The organism is Amycolatopsis minnesotensis, assembly GCF_039529815.1.
Taxonomy (GTDB): domain Bacteria; phylum Actinomycetota; class Actinomycetes; order Mycobacteriales; family Pseudonocardiaceae; genus Amycolatopsis; species Amycolatopsis minnesotensis.
Map to the genome: position 1 here is coordinate 1 of NZ_BAAANN010000057.1, position 15,953 is coordinate 15,953.

At 71.9% G+C, this 15,953-nt stretch carries 16 protein-coding genes and 1 pseudogene; 8 read left to right on the forward strand and 9 right to left on the reverse strand.

The annotated features are described in order from the left end of the window. Nucleotides 1–93: 93 nt before the first annotated feature. The 3 genes from ABD256_RS40605 to ABD256_RS40615 form a co-directional block, all read right to left on the reverse strand. Nucleotides 94–666 carry a helix-turn-helix domain-containing protein gene (locus ABD256_RS40605; protein ID WP_344431120.1) on the reverse strand — a complete coding sequence of 191 codons (573 nt, stop codon included), beginning with the start codon at nt 664–666 and terminating at the stop codon, nt 94–96. Nucleotides 667–724: 58 nt separating this feature from the next. Beyond that, nucleotides 725–2,221, reverse strand: a complete 1,497-nt coding sequence (locus tag ABD256_RS40610; protein WP_344431122.1) for an amidohydrolase family protein — start codon at nt 2,219–2,221, stop codon at nt 725–727. Nucleotides 2,222–2,291: 70 nt separating this feature from the next. Then, on the reverse strand, nt 2,292–3,077 hold the full coding sequence (locus tag ABD256_RS40615; protein WP_344431124.1) for a helix-turn-helix domain-containing protein: 786 nt from the start codon (nt 3,075–3,077) through the stop codon (nt 2,292–2,294). Nucleotides 3,078–3,168: 91 nt separating this feature from the next. Here ABD256_RS40615 and ABD256_RS40620 point away from each other — a divergent pair, with 91 nt between their 5' ends. Further along, nucleotides 3,169–4,572, forward strand: coding sequence for an MFS transporter (locus tag ABD256_RS40620; RefSeq protein WP_344431126.1), 1,404 nt, complete (start codon nt 3,169–3,171; stop codon nt 4,570–4,572). Here the strand turns inward: ABD256_RS40620 and ABD256_RS40625 are convergent. Further along, complete coding sequence (locus ABD256_RS40625) at nt 4,527–5,267, reverse strand: class I SAM-dependent DNA methyltransferase (RefSeq protein WP_344431129.1); 741 nt, start codon at nt 5,265–5,267, stop codon at nt 4,527–4,529. The two genes, ABD256_RS40620 and ABD256_RS40625, sit on opposite strands and share 46 nt — an antisense overlap. Nucleotides 5,268–5,382: 115 nt before the next feature. Between ABD256_RS40625 and ABD256_RS40630 the strand changes: the two genes are divergently transcribed. After that, complete coding sequence (locus tag ABD256_RS40630; protein WP_344431131.1) at nt 5,383–5,679, forward strand: hypothetical protein; 297 nt, start codon at nt 5,383–5,385, stop codon at nt 5,677–5,679. 96 nt (nt 5,680–5,775) lie between these two features. Here the strand turns inward: ABD256_RS40630 and ABD256_RS40635 are convergent, their stop codons facing one another. Then, nucleotides 5,776–6,225 (reverse strand): MarR family winged helix-turn-helix transcriptional regulator, encoded by a 450-nt coding sequence (locus ABD256_RS40635; RefSeq protein WP_344431133.1) that lies wholly within the window; start codon nt 6,223–6,225, stop codon nt 5,776–5,778. Nucleotides 6,226–6,272: 47 nt separating this feature from the next. Between ABD256_RS40635 and ABD256_RS40640 the strand changes: the two genes are divergently transcribed. The 3 genes from ABD256_RS40640 (at nt 6,273) to ABD256_RS40650 (ending at nt 8,775) form a co-directional block, all read left to right on the forward strand. Further along, nucleotides 6,273–6,737, forward strand: coding sequence for a nitroreductase family deazaflavin-dependent oxidoreductase (locus ABD256_RS40640; protein ID WP_344431135.1), 465 nt, complete (start codon nt 6,273–6,275; stop codon nt 6,735–6,737). Continuing rightward, on the forward strand, nt 6,734–7,951 hold the full coding sequence (locus tag ABD256_RS40645; RefSeq protein ID WP_344431138.1) for an FAD-dependent oxidoreductase: 1,218 nt from the start codon (nt 6,734–6,736) through the stop codon (nt 7,949–7,951). The genes ABD256_RS40640 and ABD256_RS40645 overlap by 4 nt, the downstream gene beginning before the upstream one ends. 173 nt (nt 7,952–8,124) lie before the next feature. Next, complete coding sequence (locus ABD256_RS40650; RefSeq protein ID WP_344431140.1) at nt 8,125–8,775, forward strand: VCBS repeat-containing protein; 651 nt, start codon at nt 8,125–8,127, stop codon at nt 8,773–8,775. A 25-nt stretch (nt 8,776–8,800) separates the two neighbouring features. Here the strand turns inward: ABD256_RS40650 and ABD256_RS40655 are convergent, their stop codons facing one another. Next, nucleotides 8,801–9,004 (reverse strand): hypothetical protein, encoded by a 204-nt coding sequence (locus tag ABD256_RS40655; RefSeq protein WP_344431142.1) that lies wholly within the window; start codon nt 9,002–9,004, stop codon nt 8,801–8,803. Nucleotide 9,005: 1 nt separating this feature from the next. Beyond that, nucleotides 9,006–10,004, reverse strand: a complete 999-nt coding sequence (locus tag ABD256_RS40660) for an NAD(P)H-binding protein (protein ID WP_344431144.1) — start codon at nt 10,002–10,004, stop codon at nt 9,006–9,008. A gap of 98 nt (nt 10,005–10,102) precedes the next feature. Here ABD256_RS40660 and ABD256_RS40665 point away from each other — a divergent pair, with 98 nt between their 5' ends. After that, nucleotides 10,103–11,020, forward strand: coding sequence for a helix-turn-helix domain-containing protein (locus tag ABD256_RS40665; protein WP_344431146.1), 918 nt, complete (start codon nt 10,103–10,105; stop codon nt 11,018–11,020). A 76-nt stretch (nt 11,021–11,096) separates the two neighbouring features. On the opposite strand, the pseudogene ABD256_RS40670 reads toward ABD256_RS40665, so the two are convergent. After that, nucleotides 11,097–11,331, reverse strand: a pseudogene (locus ABD256_RS40670) (transposase); the annotation flags it as partial. Nucleotides 11,332–11,417: 86 nt separating this feature from the next. Here ABD256_RS40670 and ABD256_RS40675 point away from each other — a divergent pair. Then, on the forward strand, nt 11,418–12,884 hold the full coding sequence (locus ABD256_RS40675) for an MFS transporter (protein ID WP_344431148.1): 1,467 nt from the start codon (nt 11,418–11,420) through the stop codon (nt 12,882–12,884). 36 nt (nt 12,885–12,920) lie between these two features. Further along, nucleotides 12,921–14,627 (forward strand): SDR family oxidoreductase, encoded by a 1,707-nt coding sequence (locus tag ABD256_RS40680; RefSeq protein ID WP_344431203.1) that lies wholly within the window; start codon nt 12,921–12,923, stop codon nt 14,625–14,627. 113 nt (nt 14,628–14,740) lie between these two features. On the opposite strand, the gene ABD256_RS40685 is transcribed toward ABD256_RS40680, so the two are convergent. Continuing rightward, nucleotides 14,741–15,880, reverse strand: a complete 1,140-nt coding sequence (locus tag ABD256_RS40685; protein ID WP_344431150.1) for a citrate synthase 2 — start codon at nt 15,878–15,880, stop codon at nt 14,741–14,743. Nucleotides 15,881–15,953: the final 73 nt, after the last annotated feature.

The following is a 15,953-nucleotide window of genomic DNA, read 5'->3' on the forward strand; positions in this document are numbered from 1 at the left end:
GGACATGGACAAGCTCATCAGGGGTCACCAGGACATGAAACCGCCCAGCCTGCCCCACGTCCTCACGACACGCCAAGACCTAACAAAGCACTACTAGTCCGCCTTCGGACCGGTTTGGTGCCCGCGGCGGGCCTCGCGGTCGAAGATGCCGATGATTTCGCACGGTCCGCCCGCGGTGCCGATCGCGTGCGGGAGCATGGTCGGGAATTCGGCGGCTTGGTTGGTCTCGACGCGCAGGCGCCGGTGGCCCAGCATGAGGACGACGGTGCCGGAGAGGACGACGAGCCATTCGCGGCCGGGGTGCGCGCGCATGGCGGCGGGGTTCTCCGGCGGTGGCGTCGTGATGCGCTGGCGCACGACGGTCATCCCGGGTTCCGCCTTGATCGGCCACCGCATCAGGCCGTGGGCGCCGTCGATCATCGGGCTGGCGATCACGTCGTCGGTGTCGGTCTCGACGAGCTGGTCGAGCGAGGTGTCCAGCGCACGGGCGAGCGTGACGAGCTGGTCGAGGGCGAGGCGGCGCTGGCCGTTCTCGATCCGGCTGAGCGAGGACGGGCTCAGCCGGGCGCGGGTGGCCAGTTCCTCCAGCGACCAGCCCTGCGCGACCCGCAGGGCCCGAACGCGCTTGCGCACCAGGCTGTCCAGCCCACCATCGTCTTGCGTCATGGGCACGACCTTATGCCGGAACCGCAAGACTCGCTATCCACAGTGGACCAAATACGGGTCAGTGCGCGTGGCAGGGGCAGCCGGCGGCGGCCGCCTCCGGGGGTGTGGTCGCGGCGGTGCGCTCGACCTCCGCCAGTATCCGCAGGCGCTCGGCGGCGTCGACGTACCGGCCGCGCACCACGACGCCGGACAGCTTCCGCGTGTTCCGGATGTCGTGCAGCGGGTCGGCGTCGAGTACCGCCAGATCGGCCGCGTGGCCAGGGGCGATGCGGCCGGTGCGGGTGCCGAGGAAGGCGGCGGGCTCGGCCGTCGACGCGTGCAGCGCCGCCATCGGCGGGATGCCCGCCGCCACGAACAGCTGCAGTTCGTCGTGGACGGAGAAACCGGGCCACACCGCCACGGTCCCGGTGTCGGTGCCCGTCATCAGCGGGACCCCGGCCTCGTGCAGCCTGCGCACCGTTCGCAGCCGGTGGTCGAACATCGCGGCCCATTCGGCGTCCTGCGCGGGCGCGCGGTCCTTCAGGTAGAACTCCTGGCGCGCCATTTCCTGGGTCGCCAGCGTGCTGGCGGGCAGGTACTTGTTGCGCGGGTCGTTCATGTCGACGGTGCGGGCGAAGTCGAGGCCGCGGTGCATCGCCAGGGTCGGGACCTGGCGCACGGCGTGCCGGGCGAGTTTTTCGTGTAGGCGACGGGCTTTCACCGGGCTGTAGGTGTGCGCCGCGGTCCATTCCAAGGGGTGCAGCACCGCGAACCAGCCCGCGTAGTCGCCGAGGCCGAGCCGGATCCGCTGGATCTCCGCGCGGATCCACGCTTCCCTGGTGGAGGTTTCGAACGGCGTCCAGAACAGGTGCTCGACGCTGGCTTGGCCCAGGTCCGCGGCCTCGTGCAGCGGCACCGCGTCCGGGCAGTGGCCCACGAACGGCACGTCGTGGCGGTGCGCTTCGTCGGCGAGCGCGCGGTAGGCGTCCCTGGGCACCCGCGAGTACACCTTGATGAAGTCCGCGCCGCGGGCGACTTCCTCGCGCACCGCCGCCCGTGCCGCCGCCGGATCGCCGACCTGCACGATGTCGATCCACTTCGGATCCCAGATGGTCGGCAGCCCGTCGATCATCCTGCTTCCGACCGCGTACCGGGGGCCGAGCAGCTTTCCCGCTTCGATCCGGTCGCGCCATTCGCGGGCCTTCGGTGAGCCCGCCATTTCCCGGACGGTCGTCACGCCGTTGGCGACGTAGAGCCCGGTGTCGATGCCGTCGGCCACCGCGTGCGCGTGCATGTCGGCGAGGCCGGGGATGACGTACTTGCCCCGCAGGTCCACCTCGGTGGCCCCGTCCAGCCGGACCTGCCCGCCGACCTCGGCGATGGTGTCTCCGCGCACCAGCACGGTGGTGTCCGGGAGTACGCGGCCGGAAGCCGGGTCGAGCACGGTCGCGTGCGTGAAAGCGGTGCCGCGCCCTGGCCGTTCCGCGACGGCCACCGCGGGCCAGGTCGTGGTGCTCGCGATACCGGCGGCCGCGCCCGCGACGAGCGCGCTGCGCCGGGAAATGTTCGTTGCCATGCGGGAAATGCTGTCCGATCCCGGCGGCTCGCACACGGGCGCGCACCACCCTGGCGAGGTGGGGCTTCCCCTACCGGCTTTCGCCGCCGAGCAGGGCCCGGACGCGCCCGGGGGCGTGGCCCAGTTCGCGCCGCATGGTCCGGGTGAAGTGGGCTTGGTCGCTGAAGCCGAGGTCGAACGCGAGGCTCGCGAGGTTCGTTTCCCCTTCGTCGATTCGCCGCAGCGCGCGGCTGATCCGCACGCGGTTGCGGTAGCGGCTGACGGTCATGCCCACGTGGTGCCGGAACGTGCGGCTGAGGTGGGACGGGGAGGTCTCCAGCAGGTGTGCCAGCGCGACCAGGCCGGTGCCGCCGGGGTCGTCCGCGAGCACGGCTTCCCTGGCGCGGTCCGCGAGGTCGTGGCTCCCTGGTGCGGGCGCGTCCCCGGGGTGACGGCGAAGCGCCAGCCGCAGCAGGTCGACGACGGCCTCGGCGCCGGCGAAGGCCGGGTCCGCGCCGGTGCGCAGGAGCGCGCGGTGGGCCAGTTCGAGCCGCGCGTCCACCCGGACCGCCGGTGACCGGGCCGCTTCGACGCCTGCCGTCAGCGCGTGACCGGGCAGCGTGATCGACGTGCACGTGTCGCCGCCGGCGGGGTGGGCGAAGCGGGTCTCGTGGCCGGGCGGGTGCAGGTAGCCGGTGGTCGGGTCGATTGTCACGCGCCTGCCGCGGGACTCGAGCCGGAACCGGCCGCGCCGGACCAGGACCACCTGGGCGTCGGAGGTCGTCTCGGGCGGTGACCAGTGCGCGTGCTGATCGGTGCAGTCGACCACCCGGAGCACGAAGTGGGGATCCACCACCTCTCGTCTCGTCGTGCGCACACCGCGGAACCTACCGCCGCGCACCGACATTTCCGGGGCACCCGCAAATTCGTTCAAGACCGGCGGTCGCGCGTGGCCGATGCTCGCGGACGTGATCGATCTCGCCGCGCCCACTACCCGCCGGGGCCTGGTACTGGCCGTGCTGCTCGCGGGCCAGGTCATGGTTTCCCTGGACGGGTCGATCGTTTCCGTTGCCGCGCAGACGATTCGCGCCGGGCTGCACGCCGACGACGCCGAGATCCAGCTGCTCGTGTCGAGCTACCTGCTGACCACCGGCGTGCTGTTCGTCACCTGCGCGCGGATCGGTGACGTCCTCGGCTACCGGCGCGCGTTCCTGATCGGCCTCGGCTGGTTCACCGGCGCTTCGCTGCTGTGCGGGTTGGCGCTCGACCCGACGATGCTGGTGCTCGCCCGCATCGCGCAGGCGATCGGTGCCGCACTGCTGATGCCGCAAGTGTTTTCGCTCATCCACCGCCACTGGGAAGGCGCCGGGCGCAGCAGGGCGATCGGTGTCTACAGCACGGTCCTCGCACTGGGGGTCGCGCTCGGCCAGGTGGCTGGCGGCCTGCTCGCCGAGGTCGACCTGTTCGGTCTCTCCTGGCGGCCGGTCTTCCTGATCAACGTCCCGATCGGCGTGCTCGTGCTGGTGCTCGCCCCGCGCGTGCTGCCGAGTTCGCGCACGGAAGCGCGCACTCGCCTCGACCTCTTCGGGGTAATGCTGCTGACCGCGGCGATGGTCGCGGTCACCCTCCCGCTCATCTTCGGCCGCGACCACGGGTGGCCTGCCTGGTCGTGGCTCGTCCTCGCCTGCGGCGCCGTGCTGCTGGGCGTGTTCGTGCGGTACGAATCCACGGCACGGCACCCGGTGTTCGACCTCGCGGCGCTGAAGCCGAAGGGGGTGAAGCCGGGTTTGGCCGCGTGCTGCGTCGTCATGGGCTGCTACACCGTTTTCGTGCTCGCACTGACCCTGCACCTGCAGTCCGGACTCGGCTACACGCCGCTCCAGGCGGGACTCGCGTTCGTCCCGTACGCCGTCGGTTTCGGCGCGCTCAGCCTGAGCTGGAACCACTGCCCGCCACGGCTGCGGCGCGCCATGCCGATCGCGGGCCCGCTGGTCTTCGCGGCGGGGGCGGCTTCGGCCGTGCTGCTCGTCCGCGACGACGGGCGCGCGTGGGGTTTTCTCCCGTTGCTGCTGATCGCCGGGGCCGGGCACGCCGCCGCGTACAGCCCGTTGATCGCGCGGGTCACTTCCGCGGTGGAACCCCGGTTCGCCTCGGCGATCTCGGCCGCGAACGCCACCGGGCCCGTGCTCGCCGAGGTGATCGGGGTCGCGGGCCTCGGTGGTCTCTACTTCGCGGCGAGCTCCTCCGCGGACGGTCTGCTCCTCGTCGTGGTGGCGGTCGCGGTGCTCCTGGTCGTCGCGACGGCGTGCGCGGCCGCCAGTACGCGTCAGTTCGGCTTGCGCCACACGGAAATGTGCTTGGCGGAGTCCTGAGTGAACGGCGCTCCGTCCCAGTCCGCCACGCGGCGTTCCAGCTCGAGCCCGGCGATCCGCGCCATCAGGTCGAGCTCGGCGGGCCAGGCGTACCGGTGCCGGGAGCTTCCCCGGCGATAACGGCCGTCGTCGCCGTCGCGGGTGAAGTGGTGCGAGACGAGGATCTGTTCGAGCACGTCGACGGTGTCGAAGCCGAGGTGCCGCTCGGAGACGTCGAACGGCACCGCGACCTGACCGGGCGGCAGGAACCGCAGCGGCGGCACGCCCAGCTCGATGACGAACCGGCCGCCCGGCGCCAGGTGCCGTGCGGCGTTGCGGAAGCACTCGACCTGCTCGTCCTGCCCGAGCAGGTTCGAGATCGTGTTGTAGACGAGGTAGACCAGGGTGAATTCGCCGGGGACCGCGGTGGCGGCCATGTCCCCGATGGCCACCGGCAGCGCGTCCTCGCCGATCTTGCGCCGCAGCACGGCCGCCATGTGCTCGGACAGTTCGATGCCCGCCACCGGCACGCCGCGCTCCCGGAGCGGGACGCCCACTCGCCCGGTCCCGATGGCGAATTCCAGCGCCGCGCCGTCGCCCGCGAGTCCGGCGAGGAAGTCGAGGGTGGGGCCGAGCACGGCGGCCGAGGACATTTCCGTTTCCTCGGCGTCGTAGCGGTCGGCGGTCGCACGCGTCCACAGTTCGCTGCTCGTCACGCGCCGCACTTTGCCCGGCGCCAGGAGAGGCTGTCCACGCATTTACCCGCCGTGACAACCCCCGTGCCCGCACGCGCGTCCCACCGGACGCACTGCCTTTGGCGGAGGAGGATCTGTGCGACGAGTCCTGGCGACGTTGTTCACCGCGCCGCTGCCGGTCACGGCGGTCGCCCCGGCGAACGCCACCTCTTCGAGCACCGCTCCTTCTTCGGCCCCCGCCACCGCCGGGAAGACCACGCCGCACAAACCGGCTCCGCCCGCCAAACCCGCCAAACCCGCCGGAGGCGCGCCGGCCAAGGCCGGGGTGAAGTGCACCGACCAGATCGACTACGCGGGCGACCCGCGGCCCAACGTGGAGATCAACAGCGAAGGCGAGAGCACGGGCACCTGCCCCGCGCCGCAGCGGTCCTGAGCACGGGAGGGCCCGTTTCGGGCGGGGGATGCCCTGCGGCCGACCGGTCCACAGTGGAGAGTCGACGGCGCGGAACCCGGTGCGCCACAGGATGGTTCAGGAACGTCCGTCGTAAGCGCGCATCGTGGCGGCGACCTTGCCGAGGAAGGCCAGCACGACGGCGGCCTCGCCTGAGTCGAGCTGGTCGGTGATCGCCGCGATGTCGGTGAGCAGCGGGGCGAGGGCGGCGCGGGTTTCGCTCCGCGCGTGCGGGGTGGCGCGCAGGACCACGCGCCGCTTGTCCGCGGTGTCGGCGTGCCGCGACAGGTGCCCGGCGGCGACGAGCCGGTCGACCAGCACGGTCGCCGAGGCCGAGGTCATCCCCAGCCGGTGGCCCAGGTCGCCGGGGCCGACCGGCTCCGGGGCCGACACGACGTGGTCGAGCGCCTGCGCGTCGGTCACCCGCAGGCCCAGGCGGCGGGCGAGGGCCGCTTGCATTTCCCGCCCGGCCTGCAGCACTCGCCGCAGTTCGAGCGCGATGTCCTGTGCCGCGCGCGCTTCCGCCATCCCGCGATGGTAGCTAGAAAGCCTAGCTACCCGTACACTCGACCGGTATGGCTAGAAAATCTAGCGAAATCGCCCGGAGGAACGCCGAGCTGGTGACCGCGCTGCTGGACGGCGAGCCCCAGCCCTTCGTCGACGGGGGCACCGCGCTGCGCGTGCTGGAGGCGGCCGGGCGGCACAGCGGCCGCCCGTACCGGACGCCGCTCGGGGTGCTCACCCTCGACGGCGGCCGGTACCTGGTGTCGCCCGACGCGAACCGGGACTGGGTGCGGAACCTGACCGCGAACCCGGCCTGCGGGCTCCGCGCGGGCGAGGTCCGCGAACGCCTGCGCGCGCGGCGCATCGGCGGCGACGAGGCCGCCGCGGCGGTGTCGGCCTACCTGAGCGCCGTGCGGGTGCCGTGGGCGCCGGCCGCGTTCCCGGTCACCCCGGCCGCTTCGACGGCGGAAATCGTCGCGAACCTGGACGCGCTGGCCGTGTTCCGCCTCGACGCCGAACCGGGTGATCGGTCGTGACGGCCCCGAACGTCGTCGTGGTGGGTGGCGGCCCCGGCGGGATGGTGCTGGCCCACCTGCTCGGCAGGGCCGGAATCCCGGTCACGGTGCTGGAGGCGCACCAGGACTTCGACCGCGACTTCCGCGGCGACTCGCTGCACCCGTACACCCTCGAACTGCTCGACCGCCTCGGTCTCGCCGACCGGCTGCTCGACCTGCCGCACCACAAAGCCCGTTACTTCCGGTTCCACACTCCGTCCGGGACGATCACCACCGCCGACTACGGCAAGCTGGCTTCCCGGCACGACTACGTGGCGCTGATGCCGCAGGCGCGGTTCCTCGGCTTCCTCGCCGCCGAAACCGCGAGCCTGCCCGGCGCGCGCGTGCTCACCGGGGCCAAGGTCACCGAACTCGACCGCGACGGCGACGGCAGGGTCACCGGTGTGCGCTACCGCGACCACACCGGGACGCACCACCTGCCCGCCGCGCTGGTGGTCGGTGCGGACGGCCGCTTCTCCCGGGTGCGCCGCCTCGCCGGCGCGCCTGCCCGGTCCCTCGGCGCGAGCACCGACCTGCTGTGGTTCCGGTTGCCGCGCCGCGACGACGACCCGCCGGACGCCGACGTGGACCTCCACTTCGGACGGAACCACTACCTCGGGCTCCTCGCGGGCACGCACGACTGGCAGGTGGGGTACAGCCTGCCCAAGGGCGGCTACGCGGAGGCCCGCGATCGCGGCGTCGGTCCTATCCGGACGTTCGTCGCCGACCACGTGCCCTGGCTGGCCGATCGCGCCGGGCTGCTGACCGGCTTCGCGCAGACCACCCTGCTCTCGGTCGACATCTCCCGCGTCGACACCTGGTGGCGTCCCGGGCTGCTGCTGATCGGCGACGCCGCGCACGTCATTTCCCCGGTCGGCGGCAACGGAATCCTGATGGCCGTCCAGGACGCGGTCACGACGGCCAACCACCTCGTGCGCTGCCCCGGCGAGCGCGACTTCGACACCGCGCTTCCCGGCATCCAGGCCGAGCGCGAACCCGCGATCAGGCAGGTGCAGGCCCAGCAGGTCCGCGTCGAACGGCGAGCCGCCCGCGCTCGCGAAAACGGTCGTCCCGCAACGCCGCCGTATCTGCTACTGCGCCTGCTGACCGCCCTTCCGGGTGCCCGAGCCCGCGCGGCCCGCGCCAACGCCTACGGCCCGCGGCCACCACTGCTCGATCCAGCCATCGCGCCCTGAATCCGGGCAATGCCCTTGCGCCACAACGGGTTCAGCGGTGGGGCAGTGCGCGAGTTGCTTTCCTGTGACACATCGCACCCGCACCCCACCTCTCCGCTCGGTCGGCGTCTTCCCCTACATGACAAGCTTTCGGTGAAACGTTCACCGGAACGCGTTGACGGAAGGGGAAGTTCATGAACCGCAAGGGAATCATCCGTACCGCCACGCTCGCCGGTGTCACCGCCGCGATCGGGCTGACCGCCACGCTGACCGCGACCGCCGCGCCGCAGCCGGCCCCGGTGACCGCCGCCGCCGATCTCGACGGCAACGGCGAGATCGAAACCGTCACCGCCACGATGGCCGGGGACCACGAGCAGGTCATCTCCGCGACGGTGAACGGGGTGCCCACCTCGATCCGCGTGCAGGCGGACAGCCAGTTCGGCCTGCAGGCCCCGCGCGTCGCCGATCTCAACGGCGACGGCAGCCAGGAGCTGATCGTGCCCACCTCGGTCGGCGCGAACACCACCCACTTCACCGCGCTGCACTACCACGACGGCCTCCACCAGGTCGTCGGCGCCGACGGCAAACCCCTGGAACTGGCCGAAGGCGGCGGTATCGCGGCCAAGGTCGGCTACAACTGCTCCGGCACCGAAGGCGGCGGCCGGGCCTTCGGCACCGTCGCCGCCGAAGCCGACGACCTCAACGCCCCGAACCTGACCTACTCCGGCACCCGCACCGTCTACACGATGCGCGACGGCGCGCTGACCGTGCAGGAAACCGTGCCCTTCAGCCACCGCCCCGACACCAACCCCCTCGTCGTCGCGGACCCCGCCACCTGCTCCTGACGAACCGGCACCGGGCCGTCGTCGGCTACGCGAAACCCCTGGCCACGCGCCGGGGCACATCAGCGTCGTCGCGGGCCGGACCGTCGTCGCGGGCGACGTCCTGCATTCGCCTGCCCAGCTGCACCATCCACAATGGTGCTTCGGGTCCGACACCGAGCCTGAGCAGGCCGCCGCTTCGCGTCGCCGTCTGCTCGACGAGTACGGCCCGGATGTCTTGGCGTGCGGTCACTTCACCCGCTGACGGCATCCATGGTGATGTGCGGGGACAGTGCCCGCAGGAAGTCCGGCGCGTCGAATATCGCGCCCGCGGCGGCAACCCCGGTCCTTTTTGTCTGTCCACTAAGGACTCGATGTACTGCTTCCACCGCAAGTGGTGCGCTGACGGCGTAGATGTCCCTGCCGCGGGCGACCACACGGCGTTCCTCGTCGCCGGAGCGCACGACGACGTCGACGAGGAACGTCTCCGGGGATCGGCCGCGCCCGTCCGCCGCCGCGGTGCTCGCCAGGTCTTCGGCGGCTTCGACCGTCATGTACGTGCGCACTTCGGGCACGCGCAGGTGGCTCGGGATGGTGACGACGTCGGTCATGGTGAACTCGGCGATGACGGGTTTGGTGCCCAACGGCGCGGGGAAGGTCCAGTCCACGGTCCGCCGCGGGTCGTCGTGGTACCGCAGTTCGCCGCCGGTGTAGCGGACGTGCCGCCCGGTGCGCCGCTGCCGGGAGACCGCGCCCGCGCCGAGCGTCCCGGCCGTCGGGTGCCAGCCGCTCAGCCCGTACGCGACGTGCACTTCGTCGGCCACGGTCCAGTCGCCCATCGCGGTGGTGGCCATCAGGTCGCCGAGCCCGCCGAAGAAGGCCATCGCGGGAACCACCACGGCGTCCGCGGCGAGGTCCGCGAACCGCGTGAAAGTGTCGGTGTTCGCTTCGATCTCGGCCGCCACGTCCACGTAGGGGATGCTCGCGCGCAGGGCCGCTTCGAGCACGGGGGTGGCGGTCAGCGCGAACGGCCCGGCGCAGTTGAGCACGGCCGCCGCGCCGTCCAGCGCGCGGTCGAGCGAGGCGGGGTCGTCGACCGACGCCTGCCGCGTTTCGAGCCCGGGGTGGGCCGCTCGCAGCTTGGCCGCGTCCCGGCCGGAGGCCAGCGGGACGAACCCGCGCCCGAGCAGGTCCGCCACCACGAACCGCCCGGTGTGCCCGTAGGCGCCGAACACCGCGACCTTGCTTCCCATCAGCTCTCCCGTGCTCGAACGATCCACTTTGGACATCCTGACGTCGGCGCGATCGCAGCGCTATTGTCTGGAACGCCACGATGCGTACACTTTCGGACATGCACTCCGTCGCGCTCGCCGCCACCGACGGCATGCTGCACTTCGAGCTGGCCGTGGCCGCCGAGGTCTTCGGCACCGGCTCGCTGTACGACTTCGCGATCTGCGGGCAGCGCGCCGTGCGGGTCGGCCGGTTCCGGGTTGCGCCGGATCGCGGCCTCGGCGAGCTGGCGAACGCGGGCACCGTGATCGTGCCCGGCTGGGCCGATGTCGACGTCGACCCGCCCGCAGGCCTGGTCGAAGCGGTGCGCGCGGCCCACGAGGCGGGCGCGCGGGTGGCCTCCCTGTGCACCGGCGCGTTCGTGCTGGCCGCGGCGGGCCTGCTGGACGGGCGGCGCGCGACCACGCACTGGGCGCACACCGGGCAGCTCGCCGCGCGCCACCCGCTGGTGGAGGTCGACCCGGACGTGCTCTACGTCGACAACGGCAGCGTGCTCACCTCCGCGGGCAAGGCCGCCGCGATGGACCTGTGCCTGCACCTGGTCCGCCTCGACCACGGCTCGGCGGCCGCCAACGCGATCGCCCGCCGCCTGGTGGTGCCGCCGCACCGGGCGGGCGGCCAGGCCCAGTTCGTCAGCGCGCCGGTACCGGTCCAGGACGCCGACCCGCTGGCGGATCTGCTGCCGTGGGTGACGCAGCGGCTCGACCGGCCGCTGACCGTGGAGGACCTCGCCCGCCGGGCGAACATGAGCTCGCGAAACCTGGCAAGGCACTTCAGGTCGGCGACCGGCACGACCCCGTTGCGCTGGCTGCTGACCCAGCGGATCCGCCGCGCCCAGGAACTGCTGGAGGCCACCGACGACGGTATCGACGTCATCGCGGCGGCGTCCGGGATGGGCAGCGCCGCGACGCTGCGGCGGCACTTCAACCGGACCGTCGGCGTGCCGCCGGACGCCTACCGCCGCACGTTCCGCCGTTAGGGCCTGTATCGAAGTAGGTCAGAGCCATCGTTGATCGTGGCGATGTGGACGGTGGCCTCGTAGCGGACGGCGAGTTGTCGTAGCGGGTGGCCACGGCGCGGTGGCGTTTGAGCCGGTTGATGCCGCATTCCACCGCGTGGCGCTGTTTGTAGATCTCGGGGTCGAAGGCCGGTGGCCGCCCGCCCTTCGATCCCTTGGCCTTGCGGTGAGCGTCCTGGTCGGCCTTGCTCGGAATGGTCGCCTTGATCCCACGACCGCGCAGGTGAGCCCGGTTGGCTCACGCAGGTGTAAGCCTTGTCCGCCAGCACTCGATCAGGACGCGTCCGGGGCCGGGCACCGCCCGGACGGGGCACCCGGATCGCCTTATGGGATACATTCGTATCTTGAAGGGGGAGTCATGGGGGCTGAGCAGCAGGTGCGTTCGAGAAATCGGCTGGCGGCGGCGCTCGCGCGCGGGCCGGTGGAGGTGCTGGACTTCTTCCTGCCGCTGTGGGCAGGCGCCGGGCTCGGTGCGTCGCCCGCCGCGATCGGCGCGCTCACCGCGCTGGAGACGCTGGTGTCGTTCCTGGTGCGGCCGATCGCGGGCGCGCTCGCCGATCGGTACGACCGCGGCCGGATCGCCGCCGCCGGTGCTGTCCTGTATGGACTTTCCTTCGCCGGGTACGCGGCCACGCCGTCGATCGGATTCGCTTACGGCGCAGCGGTTCTCGGCGGTGCGGGTGGTGCGCTGTTCTGGGTCGCGTTGCGTGCGCGAGTCGGCGAGGGCCTCGCCGACGACAGCAGCGCGTTCAGCAAGCTCTTCGCGGCCGAGGGGGCGGGCACCTGGATCGCCTTCGTCGCCGGTATCGGCCTGGTGTCCAAAATAGACTACCGAGGGGTGTTCTGGCTCGGCGCGGCCGCCTGCGCGCTGGCCGCGGCGACGATGCTCGCGGGCGGGCGCGCCACCGTTCAGTCCGATGTGGACGCTCCGAGGTTCGGACAGGTCGGCAGGCGCCTGCGGCCGATGCTCGCGCTGGTGGTGCTCACCTCGATGGCCGAAGCCGGGGTCGCGCTCCTGCTGCTCATGCACCTGCAACGCGGGCACCACCTGCGACTCGGGGAGATCGCGTGGGTGTTCATCCCGGGGTTCATCGTCTACAGCGCGTTGCCGGACCACCTGCACGGAGTGGTGGGCCGGATCGGGCGGACGCGGGTACTGGCGCTGGCGATGACCGGCAGCGCCGCGTTCGCGGGCGCATTGTCGTTCGCGCCCAATCCGGTGGTGATCGCGGTGCTGTGGATCCTTTCGGCGGCCGCGTTCGCCGCCGCGATCCCGGTGGAACAGGCCGTCGTGGCGGAGGCCGCCGGGGTCAGCCTCGGCAAGGGGATGGGCATCTACGAAAGCGCGACGCTGCTCGGCGCCACGATCGGCACGTTCGCCGCCGGTCAGCTCTACGACCCGGACGGGCGGTGGCGCTGGGCCTGTGCCGGCGCGGCCGTGCTGCTGCTCGCCGGGTCGCTGGTGGTGCGGGGCGCGGTGCGCCGGGTCGGCGTCGAGGAGTTCCCCGCGCCGCCACCGGTCAACGAGAAAGAGCCCGAGCCTGAACCCGAGCCGGAAGAGCCGCGGTCGAAGGAGAAGCATCCGCTGCGGAACTGGGGTGTCCACACTGGCCTGTTCCTGGCCGGGCAGGCGGTGCTCGCCGCGTTCGGCCACTGCTGGCCGGTCGAACTGCTCTTCGGCGAGGCCCACGACGCGAACTGGATCTGGAACTCCAGCGGGCGGTGGCCGATGGACCTCAGCCGGATCTGGTGCTTCGTCTTCGTCATCGACACCGCGTGGACCTGGGGAGCGCTGCTGGTCAAGCGCATGAGACGGCCTTATTGACAACCTGTCTAACATGGTTGTGTGTCTCAACTGCAGGTGACGGCCAGCGACGGCGTACGCCTCGCGGTCCGTGTTACGGGTCCCGAGCAGGCGCCGACGGTCGTCTGCGTGCACGGCTATCCCGACAACGGGTCCATGTGGGACGGGGTGGTCGCGGAGTTCGGCGAGCGCTACCGCGTCGTGGTCTACGACGTGCGCGGCGCCGGCGCCTCGGACAAGCCGAAGAAGCGCGCCGCGTACCGGCTCGACCAGCTCGCCGCCGACCTGGCCGCGGTGGTCGGCGAGGTCGCGCCGACCGGCAAGGTGCACCTGCTCGCGCACGACTGGGGTGCCATCCAGACCTGGCACGCGGTGACCGGCGACGAGCTGCGCGGGCGGATCGCGTCCTACACCTCGATCTCCGGCCCGAGCCTCGATCACGCCGGGCACTGGTTCCGCGCGCAGCTACGACCGAGCCCGCGCCGCCTCAAGAACGCGCTGACGCAGTTCCTGCACTCGGGTTACATCGCGTACTTCCAGCTCCCGCTCATCCCCGAACTGGCCTGGCGCACGGGATTGATGCGCAAGGTCATCGCGCGGATGGAGCCTGCCGAAAGGGCGCCGGAGACGGCCGACGGCGTGCACGGGCTCAAGCTGTACCGGGCGAACATGCTGCCCCGCTTGAGCAGGCCCGCGAAGAAGTCGGCCGATGTCCCGGTCCAGGTGGTGGCCCCGGCGGGCGACGGGTTCGTCGGCACGCCGTTGCAGACCGAGATCGAGCGCTGGGTGCCGGATCTGCGGGTGCGCCGCGTCACGGGAAGCCACTGGATCACCCGCAGCAATCCGTCGATGGTGGCGCGAGTGGCCGGTGAACTGATCGACCACGTCGAAGGCGGGCGGGAACCGCGTGGGCTGCGGCGTGCGCGCATGACGAGCGCGCCGCGCGGGCGGTTCGCGGATCAGCTCGTCGTGGTGACGGGCGCGGGAAGCGGGATCGGGCGCGCCACCGCGCTCGCGTTCGCTGGTGAAGGCGCCGAGCTGGCGATCACCGACATCAACGAGACCGGCCTGAAGGAAACCGCGGATTCGTTGCTGGGCAAGGGTGCGCTGGCCGAAAAGTACATTGTGGACTCTTCGCGCGGCGAGGACGTCGAGGCGTTCGCGAAGCGGCTGCGCGCCACGCACGGGGTACCGGACATCGTGGTGAACAACGCCGGGATCGGGATGGCGGGACCGTTCCTGGACACGGGCGTCGAGGACTGGGAACGCGTCATCGACATCAACCTGTGGGGCGTGATCCACGGGTGCCGCGCGTTCGCGCGCCAGCTCGTCGAACGGGGCGAGGGCGGGCACATCGTGAACCTGGCTTCGGCCGCGGCCTACCAGCCGGCGAAGTTCATGTCCGCCTACGCCACCACGAAGTCCGCCGTGCTGATGCTCAGCGAATGCCTGCGCGCCGAGCTGGCCGAGCACCGCATCGGCGTGACCGCGGTGTGCCCGGGAATCGTGCGCACGAACATCACCAGCACCACGCGGTTCGTCGGCGTCGACGCGCGGGAGCAGGCGAGGCGGCAGCAGAAGAGCGCGAAGCTCTACGCGCGCCGGAACTTCGGGCCGGAGGGTGTCGCGCGGGACCTGCTGGCCGCCGTGGAGCGGAACACCGCACTGGCGCCGTCGACGCCGGAAGCCAAGGCGGCACTGGTGCTTTCCCGGCTGACCCCTGGCGTCGTCCGCGCCGCCGCCCGCCTGAACGTCACCCCCTAGGCCCGCCGGTGCCGGGTGTCACCTCGGCATCCAGTGCCGTGAAGGCCACCATCACGGCATCGAGTGCCGTCATGGTGGCCTTCAGGGACTTCGAAAAGGACCCGGGGCGCGGGTCAGGGCTGGGGGATGTCCGCCCAGCCTTCGACCTCTTCGGGACGGCGCGGGCCGGGGCCGACGTACTTCGCCGACGGCCGCACCAGGCGGCCCGTGCGCTTCTGCTCGAGGACGTGCGCGGCCCAGCCCGCGGTGCGCGCGGAGGAGAACATCGCGGGCATCATGTGCGGCGGCACCTGGGCGAAGTCCAGGATCACCGCGGCCCAGAACTCGACGTTGGTCTCGATCGGGTGATCCGGGCGGCGTTCGCGAAGCTCGGCCAGCGCGGCCTGCTCCAGGGCGGCGGCGACCTCGTACCGTTCGGCGCCCAGCTCCTTGCAGGTGCGGCGCAGCACGCGCGCACGCGGGTCCTCCGCGCGGTACACGCGGTGCCCGAAGCCCATCAGGCGCTCCTTGCGGTCGAGGATGCCCTTGACCAGCGCGCGCGGGTCGCCGGTGCGCTCCACCTCGGCGATCATCGGCAGCACGCGCGCGGGCGCGCCGCCGTGCAGCGGCCCGGACATCGCGCCGATGGCGCCGGAGAGCGCGGCGGCGACGTCGGCACCGGTCGAGGCGATCACGCGCGCGGTGAACGTCGAGGCGTTCAGGCCGTGCTCGGCGGCCGAGACCCAGTAGGCGTCGACGGCCTTGACGTGCGCGGGGTCCGGCTCGCCGCGCCAGCGGACCATGAACCGCTCGCTGATCGAGGTGGCCTCGTCCACCCTCGACTGCGGGACGGCGGGCTGGCCGATGCCGCGCGCGGACTGGGCGACGTAGGACAGCGCCATCACCGAAGCGCGGGCGAGCTGGTCGCGCGCCTCTTCGTCGGTGATGTCGAGCAGCGGCTGGTAGCCCCAGATCGGGGCGAGCATCGCGAGCGCGGCCTGCACGTCGACCCGCACGTCACCGGTGTGGACGGGGATCGGGAACGCCTCGGCGGGCGGTAGCGGGGTGCCGAACTTGCCGTCGACCAGCAGGCCCCACACGTCACCGAAGCCGACCTTGCCCGCAAGGTCCTCGATGTCGACGCCGCGGTAGCGCAGTGCGCCGCCGTCGCGGTCCGGTTCGGCGATTTCGGTGCGGAAGGCGATGACGCCTTCCAGCCCGGGGCGGAAGCCGTCATCCGGTTCTTCGGCTGGCTTCGACACGGGCTTCGACACGGGCGCTGAGGTAGTCACAGATAAGACCTTTCGATGCGCGTTCCCCGACTTCTTGACCAGCGCGCGGGCGACG